Origin of the sequence: Pseudomonas sp. GM80, from assembly GCF_000282515.1 — a bacterium.
In the GTDB taxonomy this organism is placed as follows: Bacteria; Pseudomonadota; Gammaproteobacteria; order Pseudomonadales; family Pseudomonadaceae; genus Aquipseudomonas.
Genome location: NZ_AKJD01000175.1, coordinates 1 through 21,453, shown reverse-complemented (window position 1 = coordinate 21,453; position 21,453 = coordinate 1). Strand labels below are relative to the sequence as shown.

17 protein-coding genes are annotated in these 21,453 nt (G+C 61.0%); 7 read left to right on the top strand and 10 right to left on the bottom strand.

Annotation, left to right across the window (positions count from 1 at the left end):
- The first annotated feature begins 110 nt into the window (after positions 1–110).
- Positions 111–956, top strand: a complete 846-nt coding sequence (locus PMI37_RS24235) for a site-specific integrase (RefSeq protein ID WP_238552732.1) — start codon at positions 111–113, stop codon at positions 954–956.
- On the opposite strand, the gene PMI37_RS24230 is transcribed toward PMI37_RS24235, so the two are convergent.
- The 8 genes from PMI37_RS24230 to PMI37_RS24195 all read right to left on the bottom strand — a co-directional run bounded on the left by PMI37_RS24230 (position 957) and on the right by PMI37_RS24195 (position 11,256).
- A complete protein-coding gene (locus PMI37_RS24230) occupies positions 957–2,015 on the bottom strand; it encodes an ABC transporter ATP-binding protein (protein ID WP_008086019.1) in 1,059 nt (352 codons plus the stop codon).
- A complete protein-coding gene (locus PMI37_RS24225; protein WP_045123279.1) occupies positions 2,012–3,607 on the bottom strand; it encodes an ABC transporter permease in 1,596 nt (531 codons plus the stop codon). Before PMI37_RS24225 ends, PMI37_RS24230 begins: the two co-directional genes overlap by 4 nt.
- A gap of 3 nt (positions 3,608–3,610) precedes the next feature.
- Entirely contained in the window at positions 3,611–4,624 is a 1,014-nt protein-coding gene (locus PMI37_RS24220) for an iron ABC transporter substrate-binding protein (protein WP_008086015.1), read from the bottom strand.
- A 211-nt stretch (positions 4,625–4,835) separates the two neighbouring features.
- Complete coding sequence (locus PMI37_RS24215) at positions 4,836–5,387, bottom strand: PqiC family protein (RefSeq protein WP_008086013.1); 552 nt, start codon at positions 5,385–5,387, stop codon at positions 4,836–4,838.
- Positions 5,388–5,403: 16 nt separating this feature from the next.
- Positions 5,404–7,059, bottom strand: a complete 1,656-nt coding sequence (locus PMI37_RS24210) for a PqiB family protein (RefSeq protein ID WP_008086011.1) — start codon at positions 7,057–7,059, stop codon at positions 5,404–5,406.
- A 296-nt stretch (positions 7,060–7,355) separates the two neighbouring features.
- A complete protein-coding gene (locus tag PMI37_RS24205; RefSeq protein WP_008086009.1) occupies positions 7,356–8,657 on the bottom strand; it encodes an NAD(P)/FAD-dependent oxidoreductase in 1,302 nt (433 codons plus the stop codon).
- Complete coding sequence (locus PMI37_RS24200; RefSeq protein WP_008086008.1) at positions 8,654–9,742, bottom strand: polyamine ABC transporter substrate-binding protein; 1,089 nt, start codon at positions 9,740–9,742, stop codon at positions 8,654–8,656. Before PMI37_RS24200 ends, PMI37_RS24205 begins: the two co-directional genes overlap by 4 nt.
- A gap of 155 nt (positions 9,743–9,897) precedes the next feature.
- Positions 9,898–11,256 carry a glutamine synthetase family protein gene (locus PMI37_RS24195; RefSeq protein ID WP_045123278.1) on the bottom strand — a complete coding sequence of 453 codons (1,359 nt, stop codon included), beginning with the start codon at positions 11,254–11,256 and terminating at the stop codon, positions 9,898–9,900.
- A 162-nt stretch (positions 11,257–11,418) separates the two neighbouring features.
- Between PMI37_RS24195 and PMI37_RS24190 the strand changes: the two genes are divergently transcribed.
- The 6 genes from PMI37_RS24190 (at position 11,419) to PMI37_RS24165 (ending at position 18,913) form a co-directional block, all read left to right on the top strand.
- Positions 11,419–12,318, top strand: coding sequence for a helix-turn-helix domain-containing protein (locus PMI37_RS24190; protein WP_008086003.1), 900 nt, complete (start codon positions 11,419–11,421; stop codon positions 12,316–12,318).
- A 90-nt stretch (positions 12,319–12,408) separates the two neighbouring features.
- Entirely contained in the window at positions 12,409–12,918 is a 510-nt protein-coding gene (locus PMI37_RS24185; protein ID WP_008086001.1) for a sigma-70 family RNA polymerase sigma factor, read from the top strand.
- Positions 12,915–13,865, top strand: a complete 951-nt coding sequence (locus PMI37_RS24180; protein WP_177323336.1) for a FecR domain-containing protein — start codon at positions 12,915–12,917, stop codon at positions 13,863–13,865. Before PMI37_RS24185 ends, PMI37_RS24180 begins: the two co-directional genes overlap by 4 nt.
- A 67-nt stretch (positions 13,866–13,932) precedes the next feature.
- Entirely contained in the window at positions 13,933–16,335 is a 2,403-nt protein-coding gene (locus PMI37_RS24175) for a TonB-dependent receptor (protein ID WP_008085997.1), read from the top strand.
- 199 nt (positions 16,336–16,534) lie between these two features.
- On the top strand, positions 16,535–18,106 hold the full coding sequence (locus PMI37_RS24170; protein ID WP_008085995.1) for a gamma-glutamyltransferase family protein: 1,572 nt from the start codon (positions 16,535–16,537) through the stop codon (positions 18,104–18,106).
- A 114-nt stretch (positions 18,107–18,220) separates the two neighbouring features.
- Positions 18,221–18,913, top strand: coding sequence for a GntR family transcriptional regulator (locus PMI37_RS24165; RefSeq protein WP_008085993.1), 693 nt, complete (start codon positions 18,221–18,223; stop codon positions 18,911–18,913).
- On the opposite strand, the gene PMI37_RS24160 is transcribed toward PMI37_RS24165, so the two are convergent.
- A complete protein-coding gene (locus tag PMI37_RS24160; RefSeq protein WP_008085990.1) occupies positions 18,910–20,136 on the bottom strand; it encodes an amidohydrolase family protein in 1,227 nt (408 codons plus the stop codon). The two genes, PMI37_RS24165 and PMI37_RS24160, sit on opposite strands and share 4 nt — an antisense overlap.
- A partial coding sequence (locus PMI37_RS24155) for an ATP-binding cassette domain-containing protein (protein ID WP_008085989.1) occupies positions 20,133–21,453 on the bottom strand: 1,321 nt, incomplete at its 5' end. The genes PMI37_RS24160 and PMI37_RS24155, both read right to left, overlap by 4 nt.

Here is a 21,453-nt window from a genome sequence, read left to right as displayed (position 1 = left end):
ATTCAAGGCCGTTTCGTTTGATTGACTTGTCGAGTACTGAATCCACCCCGTCCAACACTAATCCGCTGACGCTGTATCTGGCCCGTCTGGCGCCGTCCAGCCAACTGACCATGCGTTATGTCTTGCAGGACGCCGCCGACCGCCTCGGTTTCGAAGACGTCGACATCGAGGAAATCCCCTGGCACGGGCTGCAGCCCGAAGACGTCATCGCGCTGGTCGCCGCGTTGCGCGCCGACGGTTATGCGCCAAATACGTCTTCGCTGTATGTGAATGCCGTGCGCGGCGTAATGAATGAAGCCTGGCGCATGAGCCTGATCAGTCAGGACCATCTGCTGAAAATGCGTTCGGTCAAAGGCATTGCCGGCACGCGGTTGTCCCAGGGGCGCAATTTGAAGCGCACGCTGATTCACGAACTGATGGAAGTCTGCGCCGCCGACCCACGTCCGCAGGGCCTGCGCGATGCGGCGGTGATCGCCTTGTTGTACGGCACCGGCATGCGCAAGTCGGAATCGGTGGATCTGGATTTGAATCAGGTCGACTTCCGCGAACGCAGCCTGACCGTCACCGGCAAGGGCAATAAACAACTGATCAAATATGCGCCGACGTGGGCGTTCGACAAGCTCAATAAATGGCTGGAGTTTCGCCGCGAGCAACTCAAGGAAGGCGAGAGCGACGATGCCTTTCTGTTCAACCGCATCCGTCGCGGCAGCCACATCACCCGCGAGCGCATCACCAAACACGCGATCTACTACATCGCCCGGCAGCGCGGCACCCAGGTCGGGGTGAAGATCATGCCCCACGATTTCCGCCGTTCGTTCATCACTCGGGTGATCGAGGAGCACGACCTGTCGATCGCGCAGAAACTGGCGCACCACAGCAATATCCAGACGACCGCCAACTACGATGTGCGTGACGACAACGAGCGGCGGCGGGCGGTGGATCGCTTCGACCTGTGATCAGGACGCGGTGAACACGTGAGCGGCGCCGAGCACTGACAATTGCACCGGGCTGCCGGCGGGTGGCGCGTGCATGCCGGAGCTGCGCACTAACAGTGAGCGCCCCGGATCCTGACTGGTTGACGAGCGTAGTTCGACGGTCAACGTGCAGGTGTTGCCGGCAAAATCGCGCTCGGTGACCACCGCGTGGCAACCCTGATTACCGATGACTGCGCCGCCCACCTGCAGTTGCTCCGGTCGCAGCATGATCTGCGCTTCGCCAATGAAACCGTTGCTGTCGACCGGCACCGGGCCGAGGTCGCAATGGGCCAGCCCGGATTCAATGCGCGCGGGCATCACCACGGCTTCTCCGAGAAAATGCGCAGTCTGCTCATCGTGCGGAAACCGATACAAATCCATCGGATGTCCGGACTGCACCAGACGCCCGCCACGCATCACCGCCAACTGGTCGGCAAACGACAACGCTTCGCCCTGATCGTGGGTGACCAGAATCGTCGTGACGCCCGCGTCTTCGAGCAAGCGCGCGACCATTTTGCGCATGGCGCTGCGCAGGCCGGTGTCGAGCGCCGAGAACGGCTCATCGAGCAGCATCAATCGCGGTTGCTGGGCCAGTGCGCGAGCCAGCGAAACCCGTTGCTGCTGACCGCCGGACAATTCATGCGGCCAACGGTTGGCCATGTTGGCATCCAGCGAAACGCTGTCCATCAGTTGCGCGATACGTTCGGTTTTTGCCGATCCTGTCAGGGCCAGACCAAAACCGATGTTGGCAGCGACGGTCATGTGCGGAAACAGCGCGCCGTCCTGCGGCACATAGCCAATCTGCCGCTGATAAGCCGGTACGGCGTGGGTGCTGTCGACCAGCACCTGACCATTGAGCATCAGGCTGCCGGCGTCGGGAAATTCGAAGCCGGCGATCATCCGCAACAGCGTGGTTTTGCCGGAGCCCGACGGGCCGACAATCACCGTGCGGCTACCGGTCGGGACGGACAGGCAGATGTCGTCCAGCGCTTGCTGCGCGCCAAAGGATTTGCTCAGGGAGATCAGTTCAAGTGCGTTCATCGGCCAGCGGTGCGCCTGGATTGGTGGTAGAGGATGGCCGTCAGCGGCAGCGATAACAGCACCATCAACAGTGCGTAAGGCGCTGCGGCGGCGTAATCGATTTCACTGGTCATGGCCCAGAAACCGGTGGCCAAGGTTCGGGTGCCGTTGGGCGCGAGCAGTAAAGTCGCGGTCAATTCATTGGTGATCGCCAGAAACACCAGGGCGGCGCCGGCCGCCGCGCCGGGTGCAGCGAGGCGCAAGGTAATCAGCCACAACGCGCGCAGCGGCGAACGGCCGAGGCTTTGCGCGATGTTCTCCAGTTCCACCGGGGCCTGGGCAAAACCGGCACGCAGGCTGACCAGTGCGCGTGGCAGAAACATCAGCAGATAGGCGAGCAGCACCGTAATCGTGGTCTGGTAGATCGGCCGGGCGAAATGGATGGTCACGGTCACCAGCGCCAGCGCCACGACAATCCCCGGCAGCGAACTGGTGATGTAATTGCAGCCTTCCAGCAGGCGCTGCAATTTGCCCGGCGCGCGGATCGACAGCCAGGCAATGGGGATCGCCGCGAGGCTGGTCAGCAACGCGCCGGCCACGCCGAACGACAGGGTTTGCAACAACGCGGGCAGCAACTCATCACTTTCCCAGACCTCTACACCGCCGGCGACCAACCAGCGGCCCAGCGTCAGCAACGGTACGCCAAGGGCGAGCAGGCACGTCAGCACTTGCAGACCCAACCCAAGCGCTTTGGCGCCGCGACTCAACAACACCGTGCGTTGTTCGCGCGCGCTGCCAGAACCCACGCGGGCATAACGTGCCTTGCCCCGCGCGGCAGATTCGACGGTGAGCATGGCCAGACAACACAGAGCCAGAACCCCCGCGAGCATGTTCGCCGCCGGACCGTTGAAGGTCGATTTGAACTGATCGAAAATCGCCGTGGTGAAGGTATCGAAGCGAATCATTGCGTAGAGGCCGTATTCGGCCAGCAGGTGCAGACCGACCAGCAACGCACCGCCACAAATCGCCAACCTCAGTTGCGGCAACACCACCCGGAAAAATACCGCCCAAGGTTTGAGGCCCAAGGATTCGGCGACGTCTTCAATCGCCGGATCGAGTCGGCGCAATGTCGCTGCAACCGGCAAATACAGAAACGGGAAATACGCGATCACCGACACCAGCACGCCGGCCGGTAATCCATGAATCGATGGAATCAGGCTCACCCACGCATAGCTGTGCACGAACGCCGGCACCGCCAACGGCGCCACGGCCAGTAATGACCACAGGCGCCGACCGGGCAGGTTGCTGCGTTCGGTCAACCAGGCCAGGGTCGTCCCGAGCACAATGCACAGCGGTAACGTGATCAACACCAACAACACCGTGTTGATCAGCAGTTCGGCCACTCTGGGACGAAACACCAACGCTTCGATAGTCGCCCAACCGGTCGCCCACGACACACCGATGACAAACAGGATCGGCAGCAACGACAGCAGTGAAACCGTGATCGCCAGCGCAACCACCCACGACCCCCCGCGACCATTGAGGGCGCGGGTTTTCAGTGGCAGGTGAGCGGAAGACGCCGCAACGACGTCCGCCGGTAAAGGTTCCGGGATCACTTACAGGATTCCAGCCTGAGTCATCAGCTCGACGGCTTTCTTGCTGTCGAGTTTCGACGCATCGACTTTTGGCGCATCGAGATCCTTCAACGGCGTCAGTTTCGGGTTGGACGGCGCGTCTTTGCCGACCGCGTATTCAAACGAGGTGCCGCTGTGGAGAATTTCCTGGCCTTCCTTGCCGGTGATGTATTTGACGAACTTCTGCGCGTCTTCCTGATGTTTGCTGGAGGCCAGCACGCCGGCGCCGGAGGTACTGACGAACGCGCCCGGGTCCTGATGCTTGAAGTAGTAGAGCTTGGTGTTCTTGCTGTTTTCGCCGGTCTTGGACTGATCGACGAAGCTGTAATAGTGGTAGATCACGCCGCTGTCGATCTGCCCGGCATTCACCGCTTTGAGCACGGCGCTGTTGCCGCGATACACGGTGGCGTTGGTCTTCATGCCTTTGAGCCAGTCGAGCGTGGCGGCTTCGCCTTTCTGCTCAAGCACCGCCGCGACGATGGCCTGGAAATCGGCACCGGCCGGGGAGGCGGCCCAGCGACCTTTCCACTCGGGTTTGGCCAGATCGAGCAGGGATTTCGGCAGGTCTTTTTCCGCCAGTTTGGCCGGGTTGTAGACGAATACGGTTGATCGCGCGGCGATGCCGATCCACTGGCCATGCGCCGGACGGTAAGCCGCTTCCACCTGTTCCAGTGTGGCTGGCGCAATCGGCGCAAACAGCTTGGCGTTGTCGACCAGCACCATCGCCGGAGAGTTCTCGGTGAGGAATACGTCTGCCGGGGAAGCCGTACCTTCCTGAACCAGTTGATTGCCCATTTCGGTGTCATCGCCATTGCGGATGGTCACCGGAATGCCGGTTTCTTCGGTGAAACCGGCGACCCAGGCCTTGGTCAGGCTTTCATGCTGGGCGTTGTAAATCAGCAGGCCAACGCCGTCGGCAGCCCACAGTGGGGCGGAACCGAGCAGGGCGGTGGCCAGTGCGGCGTGTTTCAGGAAGGCGGGAAGGTGTGGACTCATGGGCGGGCTCCTGGCTTTTTATACGTTATGGGCAAGCCTTCGCCGGACGTGAGGCGAAGGGTTTGCATTGTTGAGTCGCGGGCAAATCAGGCTGACAGATGAGAAAAAACCGTCAAAAAGACGGTTAATACATGTCATTCCTATTCAGATTAGCAGCGACTCGCCGACGCACGAGAGCCGTGCGTCTTAAGCTGGAGCCAGAAGGTGTGATTCAGGAGGAAGACGGGCAGCCGCGCGGATTGCCTGCCGCCTGACTGATGAGTGCAGCCAGGCGTTTGACGTTGTTTTGCTGAGCAGTCACCAGTTCATTGATGCTCGGCCCTGACGGCGTTTGCAAAGTCGAGCGGCAAGTGACCAGGCCACTGTCGGTGTCACCCAGAGGACGCAGCCGCCATTTCGCATCGATCAGGGCGTATTGGCCGGGGATTGAATCAAAACGTTGCACCTCGATGCGCACCGACACATCGCCGCGACCGCTGGAATTGCTCAGTTGATCGACCAGTGCACTGCGCAGCTCATCCGCCAGACTCGCGCCCCACCATTGAGTTTCAAGGATCGCCAAACCGCTGTTGCCCTGGCGAATGACAATTTGCGGGCGGTCGACCTGCGGCGGTACGGTGATGGCTTCAATCGGGATTTGCGCCCCGGGGCGGGCGCTGCCCAGTTGCACCGGCGTCAGCGTATGAAAACTGATCGGGTCGCTGCGGCAGGCGCCGAGCAGCATGCAAGCAGCGAGCACGGTGATCTTCAGCGGTAAAGCCATGGGGTAGCTCCTGTGCTCAATTGCGTGGCGGTCCTTTCAGGTCCAGCGGCGCTGCGTTGTCTGGGCGACCGCGAATCAGCGATTCCGGATGGCGACCGAGGTAATCCGAGAGTTCACGCAGGGAGCGCGACATGCGGCCGAGTTCGTCGAGGGTCTCGGTGAGCTTTTCGCGTTGCGGTGAATCTTCGGCCAGGGTCGAGCTGGCGGACTGTAGGGTTTTGCTGACGTCGGCGAGGGTGTTTTGCACGCCCGGCAAGGTCTTCGCGTTGAACTGGGTCAGGCCTTTGCGCAGTTCGACCAGGTTGCTGTCGAGGTTGCTGGCAATGCGATCAACCGGCAGCTTGTTGAGTTTGTCGACCACGGCTTCGAGTTTTTCCTGCAACTGTTCAAGGCTACCCGGCACGGTCGGGATCATCACCGGGCGCAACGTCGGATCGAACGCGACTTTCTCGGCTTTCGGGAAGAAGTCCAAGGCAACGTAAAGCTGCCCGGTCAGCAGATTGCCGCTGCGCGCCTGCGCACGCAGGCCATTGTCGATAAAGGTACCGATCAGACGAATACCGGCCGCTTCGTCGTTGGGGTCATGCTTGAAAGCGGTGAGCATTTTGCCGTAGGCCATGCCCAGGCGCTGCGGGTAAATGACGATGCCGACGTTGAGCGGGAAGCTGCGTTTTTTCGCATCGAAATCCAGATTGATCCCGACTACCCGGCCGATCTCCATGCCAAGGAACTCCACCGGCGCATCAACTTTCAGGCCGCGCAGGGATTGGTCGAAGCGCAGACTCAAGTACTGCGCCTTGCCGTTGGGCGGAGCGAGTGCGGTGCTCTGCTCGGCGAACAGTTCGAAGTCTTTGTCTTCGGCCGCTGCGACGTCGTTGGGGCTGTACTCCGGAGCGCGGAAGGCGATGCCGCCGACCAGCAGGGTCGAGAGCGATTCGGTCTTCACCGCAAAGCCGTTGGCGCCGACATTGACGTCGATGCCGCTGGCGTTCCAGAACCGCGTGTTTTCGGTGACGAAGGCATCGTTCGGCGCATGGATGAACACTTCGATATTGACGCCTTTGCCGTCGGGGTCGAGGGCGTAAGTGACGACTTGGCCAACCGGAATCTTGCGGTAGTAAACGGGGGAGCCGATGTCCAGCGATCCGAGGTCTGAGGCATGCAACATGAAGCGTTTGCCGGGCTCGCCGTAGGTAATCGGAGGCGGGTTTTCCAGGCCTTTGAAGTTTTTCGCGCGGGCATTGGACTGGCCGATGTCGGCACCGATGTAGTCACCGGAGAGCAGGGTGTCGATGCCGGAAACACCGCCAGCGCCGATCCGCGGGCGCACGACCCAGAATTGCGAGTCTTCACGGGTGAAGGTTTCGGCCTGTTTGGCCAGCTTGATGGTGGCGTTGACGCTTTTCTGGTCATCGCTCAACTCGACATCCGTGACCTGGCCGACAACCACGTTGCGGTACTTGACCTCGGTTTTGTTCGCCGTCAGCCCGCTGCCGGTCTTGAAGGTGACCACGATGGTCGGGCCTTCCTGGAGGATGTTGTGCACGACCAGCGAGATGCCCACCAGCACGGCCACGATCGGCACGATCCAGACCAGTGAGATGCCGAAACGGCGGGTTTTGATGGGGGCCTGGCCTGGTGCTCGCGGCTCGTCGGTGGCTGACGACTTCATCCATGTCCTCCTCGATTGATTGGGCACTGAGCGTCAGGAACGCAAAAGCACCTCATCAATATAGAAGTGCTTGGCGATAGAGCAAATCTGTATAGCGCATATGCCGCTATTGATCGTTCCCACGCTCCGCGTGGGAACGCAGCCCGTGACGCTCCGCGTCACTGGACGCAGAGCGTCACTGGACGCAGAGCGTCACTGGACGCTCCGCGTCACTGGACGCTCCGCGTCACTGGACGCAGAGCGTCCCTTGAGGCATTCCCACGCGGAGCGTGGGAACGATCAGATTGGGTAGGGGGTTAGCCAAGGATTTCGCGCAGGCGATACCAGAACATGCCCAGTGCCAGCAGTGGCGAGCGCAGCGCCGGGCCGCCGGGGAAGGTCATGTGCGGCACGCCGCTGAACACGTCCAGGCCTTGGCTGTGCCCGGCATGAATCGCTTCGCCGAGCAGTTTCGCGCACCAGTGGGTGACGTTCAGACCATGGCCGGAGTAGCCCTGCGCATAAAACACATTCGCATGCTGCTTGAGCCGCCCGACCTGCGGGAAACGGTTGGCGGTGATGCCGATCTTGCCGCCCCACTGGTAATCAATGCGCACGTCCGCCAATTGCGGGAAGACCTTGAGCATCTTCGGCCGCATATAAGCCGCGATGTCCGCAGGATCGCGCCCGGAATAATGGCAGGCACCGCCGAACAACAAGCGCCGGTCAGCCGAGAGCCGGTAATAATCGAGGCCGACTTTCTGGTCGCACACTGCCAGATTGTGCGGAATCAGTTGCGCGGCGCGCTCCTCGGACAACGGTTCGGTAGCAATGATGTAACTGCCGGCCGGCAGTACTTTGCCACTGAGTTGTTGTTCGAGTTCATCCAGATGCGCATTGCAGCCGAGCACCAGGCTACCGGCACGCACCGTGCCATGGGCGCAGCGCACTTGCACCGTCGCGCCATGGATGATTTCCAGCACCTGACTTTGCTCGAAGATCCGCACGCCAAGGGAGGCCGCCAGCCGCGCTTCGCCTTGCACCAGATCCAGCGGATGCAGATGCCCGGAACCCATGTCCACCAGCCCACCGGCATAAATCTCGGAGTTGACCACTTGCTGGCGGATCTGCTCCGGGCCGATCAGGCGGGTTGCGTGGGCATAACCGAGTTCGGCGAGGTCGACCAGCTCTTCCTTGAATGCATCGAACTGCGCAGAGGTGTTGGCCAGATCGCAGAAGCCCCAGCGCAGGTCGCACTCGATGCCGTGGTCGCCGATGCGCTGGCGCACCAGTTCCACCGAGTCGATGCCGGCGCGCTGCAAGTAACGCACGCCGTCCTGGCCGACATACTTGGCGAAGCCGTCGACGTCATGGCCAATGCCACGAATCAACTGCCCGCCGTTGCGCCCGCTGGCGCCCCAGCCGATGCGCCGGCCTTCGATCAGAATCACCGAAAGCCCGCGCTGTGCCAGTTCAATGGCCGTGTTGACCCCGGTGAACCCGCCGCCGATCACGCAGACATCGGCGCTCAGCTCACCTTCCAGTTGCGGATACGCTGTGGTCGCCCGCGCTGAAGCTGCGTAGTAGGAGCGGGCGTGTTCCTGGGTGTACTGATTCATTTGTTCGACTTCACTTTGCTCCAGGAGCGGGTCATCAGACGCATGATCGCTTGAGGCGGGGTGGTAGAAATGTAGAGCTTGTCGAGCACTTCCTGCGGCGGATACACCTCAGGGTTGTTGACCAGCGCCTGATCCATGTACTGCTTGGCGGCCGGGTTCGGGTTGGCGTAACCGACCGAAGCGCTGACCTTGGCAATCACTTGCGGATCGAGCAGGTAATTAATGAAGGCGTGCGCTTCTTTGGTGTTGCTCGCATCGGCCGGAATCGCCAGCAGGTCAAACCACAGGTTGGCGCCTTCTTTCGGGATGGCGTAGGCGATGTTCACGCCGTTCTTCGCTTCCTTGGCGCGGTTGGCGGCCTGGAACACGTCACCGGAATAGCCGAAGGCTACGCAGATGTCACCGTTGGCCAGATCCGAGACGTATTTGGAAGAATGGAAATAGGTGATGTACGGACGAATGCTCAGCAGTTTCGCTTCGGCTTTTTTGTAGTCTTCGGGGTTTTCGCTGCGTGGGTCCATGCCCATGTAGTTGAGCACCGCAGGGAAGACTTCGTCGGCGGAATCCATCATCGACACGCCGCACTGGGTGAGTTTTTTCAGATTCTCGGGTTCGAACAGCACAGCCCAGGAATCGATGTGATCGATGCCCAGCACTTGCTTGACCTTGTCGACGTTGTAGCCGATGCCGTTGGTGCCCCACAGGTACGGCACCGAGTGCTCGTTGCCCGGGTCGTTTTTCTGCAGCAGTTCAAGCAGCTTCGGATCAAGGTTTTTGAAGTTCGGCAGTTGCGAACGATCCAGTTTGAGGAACGCCCCGGCCTTCACCTGACGGGCGAGAAAGTGGTTGGACGGCACGACCACGTCATACCCGGTGCGCCCGGCGAGGAGCTTGCCTTCGAGGGTTTCGTTGGAGTCGAAGACGTCGTAGATCACCTTGATCCCGGTTTTGGCCTGGAAGTCGGCGAGGGTGGTTTCGCCGATGTAGTCGGTCCAGTTGTAGACGCTGACCTGGGGCTGGGCGTGTGCTCCAACGCTGCACATCAGGGCCAGAGCGGCGGGTACCATGGATTTCAACAGACGCATATCGACACCTCTAATTTATTGGACTTTTCAGGTGGTTCGCTAATCCTGTGGGAGCGGGCTTGCCCGCGATGAGGCCGGCAGCTTCGACATCACTGCTGAATGTGCCGCCGCCATCGCGGGCAAGCCCGCTCCCACAGGTTTTGTGCAAATTTGAATTAAACGCTGAGCATCAGGAACTCACGCTCCCACGAGCTGATCACGCGCTTGAAGTTTTCATGCTCGGCACGCTTCACCGCGACGTAACCACGGACGAACTTGTCGCCCAGATATTTCGCCACGGTTTCGCACTCTTCCATCTGCGTCAGCGCTTCTTCGATGGTGATCGGCAAACGCAGGTTGCGGCGTTCGTAGGCGCGGCCCTGTACCCCGGCGCTCGGCTCGATGCCATCGACCATGCCGATGTAGCCGCAGAGCAGGCTCGCGGCAATCGCCAGATACGGGTTGGCATCCGCGCCCGGCAAGCGGTTTTCCACGCGCATCGCCTCAGGGCTGGAGGTCGGCACACGCAGGCCGACGGTGCGGTTTTCTTCGCCCCATTCAACGTTGACCGGCGCAGAGGTGTCCGGCAGGAAGCGGCGGAACGAGTTGACGTTCGGCGCGAACATCGGCAGCACTTTCGGGATGTACTTCTGCAAACCGCCGATGTAATTGAGGAACAATTCGCTCATTTGCCCGTCAGCGTTGGCAAAGATCGGCTTGCCGGTGGCGATCTCGACCACGCTCTGGTGAATGTGCATGGCGCTGCCGGGCTCATCGCCGATCGGCTTGGCCATGAACGTCGCGGCAACGTTGTGCTTGAGCGCGGCCTCACGCATGGTGCGTTTGAACACGGTGATCTGGTCGGCCAGATCCAGCGCATCGCCGTGGCGGAAGTTGATTTCCATCTGCGCCGGGCCGTCTTCGTGGATCAGCGTGTCGAGGTCCAGGCCTTGCAGTTCGCACCAGTCGTAGACGTCTTCGAACAGCGGATCGAATTCGTTGGCGGCATCAATGGAAAACGACTGACGACCGCTTTCCGCACGGCCCGAACGGCCCAGCGGTGCCTTCAGCGGCAAATCCGGGTCTTCGCAACGTTGGGTCAGGTAGAACTCCATTTCCGGCGCAACAATCGGCTTCCAGCCTTTGTCGGTGTACAGCTGCAAGACTTTCTTCAGCACGTTGCGCGGCGACAGTTCGATCGGGTTGCCGAACTTGTCGAAGGTGTCGTGGATGACGATGGCGGTCGGTTCGATCGCCCATGGAATCACGTAGACCGCGTCAGCCACTGGTTTGCAGACCATGTCGATGTCGGCGGGATCGAGCAGGTCGTAGTAGATGTCGTCGTCGACAAAATCCCCGGTTACCGTTTGCAGCAGCACACTTTCCGGCAGGCGCATGCCTCGCTCATGCAGGAACTTGTTGGTCGGTGCGATCTTGCCGCGGGCAATGCCGGTCAGGTCGCTGACCACACATTCGACTTCGGTAATCTTGTGATCTTTCAGCCACGTGAACAGCTGATCGAAAGGGGCATTCATAAAGACCTCGTTATTGGTTTTATAGACGCCGGGGAGGGCGGGTTTCATCTTCCGCCCCTTCCCCTGTGGCGCGTTGACGACTATCTTGGGCGAGCCTTGCAGTTCCATCTATCCACTTTAAGCAGCACCAAAGCGCACCAAAAGAGTGCGCAAGGTCACCCCATGACAACGTGCAATCCGCTCCAGGTACAAGCGTTCAACACCGCCGATGTCGCTGAACAAGTCCGCGTGACACCGGGTTGGGTACAGCATTACCAACAGATGTCGCCAGGCCATTTCGCCGGGCAGATCCGCTATCTGGATCTGCAGGGTGTCGAGGTCTACGAAGAGCAGATGAACACCCGCGTCGAGCAGAATTTCAGTGCACCGTCGGGGGCGCTGGCGTTCTGTTTTGATCGCAGTGACAACGCGCTTTATCTGCTCAATGAAGACAGTCGCAACATCTGGATCACCCCGGAGAACTACCAGGAAATCGCCGTGGTGTTCGGCCCGGAGTTCGTTCGCCAGCACGGTCTGGACGTGGCGAAGCTGGAAGGGATGTTCATGACCCAGCTCAACTGCGGGCAGAACGCCTTGTTCAGTCGCTGGTTAAGCTCGACTCTCACGAAGTTGTCGCAAGCTGTTGATCCTCTTGATAAAGATGGTCTCACCAGGCAGCTGTTGGATGACTGTCTGTTCATCCTCGACAACGCGCGGGTGTGCCTGGACGGCGGCGGCTTGCAGCGGCGCAATGAAGAGCGCGCCATCATGAAACGCGTCGGTGACTGGGCGGCGGATTCAGCGGAAGAGACCCTCAATCTGCTCGAACTCTCGCAGGTTGCGGGCGTGTCATTGCGTCAGTTGCAGCAGGCCTTCAAGGCCTACACCGGCATGACGCCGAGCCACTGGTTACGCCTGCGCCGGTTGAACAGCGCCCACCGCGAATTACTCAAGCGTCGCCCCACGGAAACCACCGTTGCCGAGGTGGCCATGCAATGGTCGTTCTGGCATCTGGGACGGTTTTCAAGCAGTTATCGGGCGTTGTTCAAGGAATTACCGAGCGAGACGCTAAAGCGCTCTTGAATGCCGTAGCGGATAAAAAGACTTTGTGTCGGCGCGCAAGTTAAATAGAATCACTCTCATTTGAAACTGACTTCGCGCAGGACTCTTGAGATGACTGAAGCAGCGACGCCATCGCCGCAGCACCTGCACGAACTGTATCGCGATCATCAAGGCTGGCTGGAAACCTGGTTGCGGCGGCGCATGGGCAATGCCTGGGATGCGGCCGACCTGAGTCAGGACACCTTTGTGCGTGTGCTCTGCAGTGCGCAACCGATTGCCGACATGCGCGAGCCACGGGCGTACCTGTTGACCGTCGGCAAACGCCTGCTGAGCAATTTCTACACGCGTCGCAGCCTGGAAAAAGCCTATCTCGAAGCCCTCGCGCAATTGCCCGAAGAATGCGTGCCGTCGCCCGAGCAACGTTGGGTGCTTTTGGAAACCCTGCAAGCGCTGGATGAATTGCTCGATGGCTTGCCACGGCCGGTGCGTCGGGCCTTTCTCTGGAGTCAGCTGGAAGGCCTCGGTTACCGCGAAATCGCTGAGCGCCTGCAGGTCTCTGAGCGAACCATAAAACGTTATATGGCGCAGGCTTACGAGCATTGCTTGATGTTGGATCTATGATGCGAGTAGCGCCCAATACGGAAGCACGTGAAGTGGCGCGCGCCGCCGCGCAATGGCTGGCGTTGCTCGAATCGGGTGAAGCCAGTGAAACGGATCACGTGCGGCTGAAGGCCTGGCGCGACAGCGATAGCCGCCATGAAAACGCTTGGCAGAAGATCCAGTTGTTGCGCCAGCGTTTTTCCAGTCTGCCCGCAGAATTGGCCATGGCCACCCTCGATCGCCCGGACCTGGCGCGGCGTGCGGCGCTGAAACGGGCGCTGGCGCTGGCCGCATTGATGCCGACGGCGTGGCTGGTCAGTCGCCAATTGCCGCTGGACGTCTGGCGCGCCGATTTGCAGACCGGCACTGGCGAGCACACACGAACACGGTTGGCCGACGGCAACACCTTGCAACTCAATACGGCGAGCGCGGTGAACGTTGATCTGGCCCGTCGTCAATTGACCCTGGTGCGCGGCGAAATGGCGCTCAATGTCGCTGGCGGCGCTGCATTGACGATCAACGCAGCTTACGGCCAGATTATCGTCAGTCGCAGCGAAGTCTGTGTGCGCCTCAATGAACGCGGCTGCAACGTTTCGGTGGTCAGCGGTGCGGTGCAACTGCAACCGTTGCAAGGGCCGGCGCTGCAGTTGAATGCAGGGCAACAGATCACTCTGCAAGCGTCCGGTGCCGGCGCGGTCTCAGCGTTCGACGCCAAAATGCCCGGCTGGCGCGACGGCGTGTTGATGGCGCAAAACCAGCCACTGGGCGACTTTCTGCGCGAGTTGAGTCGTTATCGCTCAGGGCTGTTGCGGTGGGAGCCGGCCCTGGAAAGCCTGCGCATCACCGGCAGTTTCCGTCTCGACGATACCGATAAAGTGCTGGCGCTGCTGGCGGCAAGCTTGCCGCTGGAGGTGCATTCGCGTACGCGTTTCTGGGTCACGCTGACGCCGCGAAAAAATATCGTCTGAAGCCTGTCCCTTTTCTTCGCCTCACCGGTCATTGCAGGTAAGTGAACAAAATCGAGAGCTTCTTCCAATGCCCGCAGTATTCCCAAGTCGTTTGCGTCCGTTGTTGCAGTTGAGCTTCGTGCTGAGCCTGAGTGCCAGCCCGGTATTGATGCAATCCAGTTGGGCCGATGACGCCGCCCGGCGCAATTATCAGGTGCCCGCCGGCAGTCTGAGTGCGGCGCTGACGCGTTTTGCCGGGTTGGCCGGGGTCAATCTGTCAGTCGATCCGGCCCTGGTGAGCGGCCGCAACAGCAATGGCCTGGCCGGTGAATATGGCGTGGAAGAGGGTTTCACTCGGCTGTTGTCGGGCAGCGGTCTGCAACTGCAACCGGTGGGTGATCACGCTTACACGCTGATTCCTGCGGCCGATGGCAGCAGCCTGCAATTGGCGCCGACTTCGATTCTCGGTGCGACCGGCACAACCGACGCCGATGTGTTTGCCGGCGGTCAGGTGGCGCGCCGGGGCTCACAGGGTTTGCTGGGCTCCAGGGATTTCATGGAAACCCCATTCAGCATGACCACTTACACCAGTGAGGCGGTGAAGAACCAGCAGGCGCGCACCTTGGGCGACCTGATCGGCAGCGACCCGTCAGTGCGCGCAACCAACCCGGCGGGTGGCCGCTATGAGCAGTTCACCATCCGTGGTTTCAGTCTGTTCAACAGCGACGTTGCCTATAACGGCCTCTACGGCGTGTTGCCGACCTACACGATCGACATGGAGATGGCCGACCGCGTCGACATCCTCAAAGGCCCGAGCCAGTTGATCAACGGCATTTCGCCACGGGGCAGTGTCGGTGGGGGGATCAACGTGGTGCCCAAGCGCGCCAGCGACCAGCCGATCACCTCGTTGACCGCCAACTACGCCTCCAATAATCAGCTCGGTGGCGCCGTGGACGTCGGCCGCCGTTTTGGCGAAGACAACCAGTTCGGTGTGCGTTTCAACGGCGTCAAACAGTCCGGTGACACGGAGTGGGATCATCAAAGCGTCGATCGTGACATGGCCGTGCTCGGCCTCGATTTTCGCGGCGAACGCCTGCGCCTGTCGACGGATATCGGCCACACCGAACGCGACACCGATGCACCGCAGGAACGCGTGCAAGTCGCGGCCAATGCCAAGGTGCCGAGCGCGAACAATGTGCATCGCAACTACGCGCAACCGTGGAGCCAGGCGAAAACCGAGGACACCTTCGGCACGCTCAATGCCGAGTTCGATGTCAGTGATTCGGTGATGCTGTACGGCGGCGTCGGTGCGCGCAAAAGTAATCATGACTTCTTGCGCCACGCCGTATCCGTGACCAACGACGCCGGTGATTTCAGCGTTCTGCCGCGCGACTTCACCCGCGACGAAAACGTGCGCACGGCCACGGCCGGTGTGCGCAACTGGTTCCATACCGGGCCGGTGAGCCACGAGGTCAACCTCGCGGCCAGCTATTTCTACATGGATTTCGAGAATGGCGGTGCGCGCTACGCCACCGGGCGCAGCAACCTGTATGAGCCGGTGGAAACGGCAAAACCCGGCACACCGACGCGCTACGACGCCAAGGTCTATACCGAAAACCGCTTCAGCGGCGTGGCGTTGTCCGACACGCTGGGGTTCTTCGACGATCGATTGCTGTTGACGCTGGGCGCTCGCTGGCAACGGGTGAAAGTCGATGACTGGAGCGATGATGTCAAAGGCGACACGGCCTACGATGAGGAAAAAGTCTCGCCCTCGGGCGGCATTCTGTTCAAGGCGACGGACAAGTTGTCGCTGTACGCCAACTACATGGAAGGCCTCAGCCAAGGCAAGATCGCCCCTTCGACCTCGATCAACGAGGACGAAATCTTCCCGCCGTTCATCAGTCGCCAGGTTGAGGTCGGCGCCAAGTACGACGCGGGTGCCTACGCGCTGACCGCCGCAGTATTCCGGATCAAACAGCCCGCTTACGAAACCAATGCCACGACACGCGTCTTCGGCCCCAACGGCAAACGCCAGAACGACGGGGTCGAACTGAGCGTGTTTGGCGAGCCGTTGAAAGGCTTCCGGCTGTTGGGCGGCGTGATGTTCATCGACAGCGAACTGACCAAAACCACCAACGGCACGTTCGACGGCAATCGCGCGCCGGCGACCCCGAAATACAACGTCAATCTGGGCGCCGAATGGGACGTGCCGACCGTGCAGGGACTGACGTTGACCGGGCGCGGAATTTATTCCAGCTCGCAGTATCTGGATCAGTCCAACGAGAAGCAAATCGATGCCTGGGAGCGTTTTGATGTGGGCACGCGCTATGCCTTCAAGGTCGATGAGAAAACCGTGACCTTGCGCGCCAATGTCGAGAACGTACTGGACAAGCGTTACTGGAGTTCGGCGGGGGCTTCGGATGACAGTGAACCGGGGTTGACCCTGTCGACGCCGCGAACTTATCTGTTGTCGGCGACTGTGGATTTTTGAACATTCACCGCACGCAAGCCGTGCGCGGTGCCCAGCCTTGGATGTCGTGATGTTCGTGGTTGGGCGATACAGCGGCTGCCGCTGCTAGACGGCACCGACGCACTCGAGTGACGTTGCGCCCGTGAGCTTTCAGTAGGCATACATCTTGCCTTGCTAACAATCAACATGCCGATAGCTAGCAAAGAGAGAGCCTGCAACCATGATCGCAACTTCCAGTCGTGCGGTGATCTGTACGCCTCATGCCGATGCCAGCGCTGCCGGCATGCGAATTCTTGAAGCCGGCGGCACGGCCATTGATGCCATGCTCGCCGCCAGTGCCATGCTTGCAGCGGTTTTTCCGCACATGACCGGGCTGGGCGGCGATGCCCTATGGATGATCCACGACAAGCAGGTGCGCACCATCGTAGGGATTGGCCAGGCCGGGCAACGTCTGCCGGAGGGCGGCACCATCACCGTGCGCGGCCCTGCTTCGGTGGCGAGCACGGCGGGTGCGCTGGCGAGTTGGCAGACCGCTGCCAACATCAGTCGGCATGAGTGGGGCTCGCGGTTCGGTTGGGCCGATCTGTTGACAGACGCCGCGAGCGTGGCCGCTGCCGGCAGCGAGGTGTCGCGATCGCAACTGTTCTGGCAAACCCTGCGTCGCCCGCTGATCGAGCAATTGCCGGACCTGCATCGCCTGTGCAAGCGCGAAGGGCAGTGGTTACGCGAGGGCGATACCTTGCGTCAGCCCGAACTGGCCAACACCTTGCGGCATCTGGCGAAACACGGCGTCGAGGATTTCTATCAGGGCGAACTGGCCGAGGCGTTCGGGGCTGCATTCGATCGCTTGGGCTGCGGCTTGACCGCGGCGGATCTGGCGGCGACTCGTGCGCCGCAAGTCGCACCGATTTCCGTCCGCTATCGCGAAGGCCGACTCTATAACGTCGCGCCACCATCCCAGGGTTTGTATACGTTGCAGGCCATGGCTGCGCTGCAATACAAACCACTGGCGGCCGTCGGCAACGGCAGCGCGCTCTACTATCACTATCTGGTCGAAGCCATTAAACAGGGCTTGCTGCGGCGCAACGCGCAGTTGTGCGATCCGCTGAGCCAACCATGGGATTTTTCCGCGAGCCTCGAAGACGCGCGGATTCAAGCCTGTGCCGATGCCATCGACGATCAACGTGCCGCGCCGTGGAACGAGCCGGGGCGGCCGGCCGATACCGTGTGGATGGCTGCGACCGACGGTGAGGGCCGTACCGCCTGTTTGATCCAGAGTCTGTTCCATGACTTCGGATCAGGCTGCATGCTCGGTGACACCGGGGTGTTGTGGCAGAACCGCGCGGCCGGTTTCAACGCCAGCCCCGAACACGTCAATTGCTGGGCACCGGGCAAGCGTCCGGCGCACACACTCAATCCGTCCTGCTATCTGGCAGACGATGGCCGCCGCTGGTTTTTCGGCACGCAGGGCGGCGACGGCCAACCGCAGACGCAAATGGTTTTGGCGACGCAACTGATCGACTTTCAGCAGCCCATTGATCAGGCGCTGCTGACCCCGCGTTTTCTGCTCGGCCGCAGCTTTTTCGACAGCACCGACAATCTCAAACTGGAAGGCGACATGAACGCCGCGACCATTGAAGGCCTCGGCACGCTTGGGCATGAGGTGGAAATCATTCCGGCGCGCAGCCCCATGACTGGCCACGCCGGCATTATCGCCATTGATGCCGCGGGTCGCCGCAGCGCCATGCATGATCCTCGGGGGGAGGGCGCCGGGCTCGGTCTGCCGGACTGATGCTTGCAGCAGGCATTTGCCGGGGTTGGGTGGCTGGCGGATAATGCCGGCCATTGCCCGCCAACCGCAGCCTTGTGGAATCGGCATGAGGCTTTCAGGAAAACCGAGGAAAGGATGGGCTTGAGCACTGTCACCGCCAAACAGCAAGAAGTGCAACGCATCGTCGATGCGCTGTTCAAGGCGATCGCCCAGCATCGTCTGCCGCCGGGCACGCGACTGATCGAAGCGCAGATCGTCGATACCCTGCAAGCCAACCGCAATCATGTGCAGGTGGCGTTGCAGCGCCTGGCGATGCAGAAAGTGGTGACCATCGAAGCCAATCGCGGCGCCATGGTTGCCCAACCGACGGCCAAGGAAGCGCGGGATATTTTCAGTGCCCGTCGCGCCATCGAGCGGGCGATTGTCGAGGCCATCACGCCGGCCACCATGCGCAAGCAACGCCAGCGCATCGCGACCCACATGAACAACGAACGCAAAGCCACCAATGACACCGATCGACGGGCTATCGTCCGCGAACTGAGCGAGTTTCACCTGCTGCTCGGCGAGATCAGTGGCAATGCCGTGCTCAGCGACATCCTCGCCAATCTGATGGTGCGCAGTTCGTTGATCGTGGCGCTGTATCAGCGCAATGACGTGCCATCCTGCGCTTCGGATGAACACCAGGAAATCATCACCGCGCTGGAAAACGGTGACAACGAAAAAGCCGTGGCGGTGATGATCGAGCACCTGGATGAACTGGAAGCGCAGTTGGCACTGGAAGAAAGTGTGCCTGCCGAGTTCAACCTCAAGCAGGCGTTGGTTGATTAATTCGCTTTCATCAACGTTGCTGCCGGCCGACTGAAGGTCTGACGCCCGCCCTTGAAGCCCATCAGCGGTGCGCTGATTTCGGCGATGACCGCCGCCGGCGAAGGCGCGTCGAATACGATGAAATCGGCGCGGCAACCGGGCTGCAAACCGTAACCTTTTAATCTCAACAAAGCGGCTGACTCGCTGGAAATCCACGCGAGACATTGCAGCAGTTCCGCCGCCGTGCCCATCTGGCTGACGTTGGCGAACAGGTTGGCCTGACGGATCAACGATGCATCGCCGTACGGCGTAAACGGATTGCCGATGTTGTTGGTCGAGACCGAACACCTCACGCCGCACGCGTGCAGATGCGCGAGTGGCGCCAGGCCTCGGGGTTTGTTGTGAAACGCCTCGCGGCCCATCAGGAACAGATCAGTGCTCGGCAGGCAGGTCACATTTACGCCGGTTTTCGCCAGATGCCGAGCGAGCACCGTCAGTGGCTCCTTGGGCAGCGCCGACAGCTTGGTCGCATGCCCGATGATGACCCGTCCACCCCAGCCGTGAAGCTGCGTGCAGCGCGCCACTTCCATGACCGTCATGCCTTCGGTATTGAGGTCGAAATCCAGGTGCAGATCGAGGTCGCAGTCGTAGCGCACCGCCAGCTCGAACAGACGCTGGATCTGCCCGTGCGGGTCGCTGTCCATATACGGGCAGCCGCCGAGTACGGTTGCGCCGCTTTCCAGTGCCTGGCACAACAGCGCCTCAGTCCCGGGGTTGTTCAGCAGGCCTTCCTGGGGGAACACGCAGATTTCCATGCTGATAGCCCACGCATAATCGGCCTGCAAACGGCGAATCGCGTTGAATCCGGTCAGGCCGATCTGCGGGTCCAGTTCCACGTGGGTACGCATGTGCGTCGTGCCTTGCACAATCGCCTTGTCCAGCACCTGCGCACCGCGCCGATAGACATCGTCCTCGGTGAACTCGGCTTTCGCGGCGCGGGTTTGCGCGACCGCTTCGGCCAGCGTGCCTGCCTGCAAATGGCAGCGCTGCATGATGCAAGCCTTGTCCAGATGGATATGGGTTTCGATCAGGCCCGGCATCATCAGTCGGCCGTGCAGATCGAGGGTTTGCCAATCGCCGGCAGCCGGACTGAAGGCGTCGACGAAGTAGCCGTCCTCGACGAAGAACTCGCTGACGCGATGATCGCTGCCCAACCGCGCATTGATGATTTTCAGGGCGTTCATGCGCTGGCCCCTTCACCCAGATAAGCGGCCGCCAGTGCCTTATCGGCGCGCAGTTCTGCCGAGCCTGCGGCTTTGACGATGGTTCCGGTTTCCAACACATAAGCACGATCGGCGACTTGCAGCGCGAGGTTGGCCATTTGATCCACCAGCAGGATGGTCACGCCCTCGTCGCGCAGCGCGGCCAGCGCGTCGTAGAGCTCGCCGATCATCGCCGGCGATAAACCCAGTGACGGTTCATCCAGCAAGAGAATGCTTGGCTTGGCCATCAAGCCGCGACCCACGGCGACCATTTGTTGTTCGCCACCGGAAAGGAGGCCAGCCGGGTTGTCGATGCGATCACGCAGGCGCGGAAAGCGTTGGAGGATGGCCTCGATTTCTGCCTCGGCATCGAAGGGTTCGCGACGTGAATAGCCCCCGAGCAGCAGGTTGTCGCGCACACTCAGGTAAGGGAACACCTGGCGCCCCTCCGGCACCAGGGCCAGACCTCTTGCGGCGATGGTGCTGGCGCTGGCCAGTTCGATGTTTTCATTGTCCAGCACAATGCTGCCGCTGCTGGCGCGATGCAGGCCGGCCAGACATTGCAGGATGCTCGATTTGCCCGCGCCATTGGCGCCGAGAATCGCCACCAGTTCGCCGGGATTGACCAGCAGGTTGACCTTGTCGACCACGGCTGATGCACCGTAATCGATGACCAGATCCTGAACGTACAGACGCGCGTCGCGGCTGCCGTTCCAGGCTTGCTCGCGAGGCGTGGCCTGATACTCGGTACCGCCCAGATAAGCCGCGATGACCTGCGGATTTTGCCGGATTTCAGCCGGCGGCCCCGAGGCGATCGGCTTGCCGGCGTCGAGTACCAGCAGGTGTTCGGACACCGACATCACCAACGCCATGTCGTGCTCGACCAGAATCACCGTCAGGCCAAAGTCCGCCAGCTTGCGCAGCAGCACGGCCAGATTATCCGTGTCGCGACGACTGAGGCCGGCTGCCGGTTCGTCCAGCAACAACACCGCTGGCGCCGTGGCCAGTGCCCGGGCGATTTCCACCAGGCGGCGATCCACATGCGGCAGATCCTCGGCGGCTATATTGACTTCACCGCGATAGCCAACCAATGCCAGCAGATCCAGCGCCAGATTGCGCTCTGCATCTGTAGAAAGGCTGAACGGCAGGCCCATGCGGCCCTGCTGCATCGCCACCAGCAGGTTGTCCAACACTGACATTTCGCCAAACAGCAGGGTGGTCTGATACGTACGGGCAATCCCGGCCCGGGCGCTTTTCCACGCGGGCAGGCCCGCCAATGGCTGGTGCAGTTCGATCCGG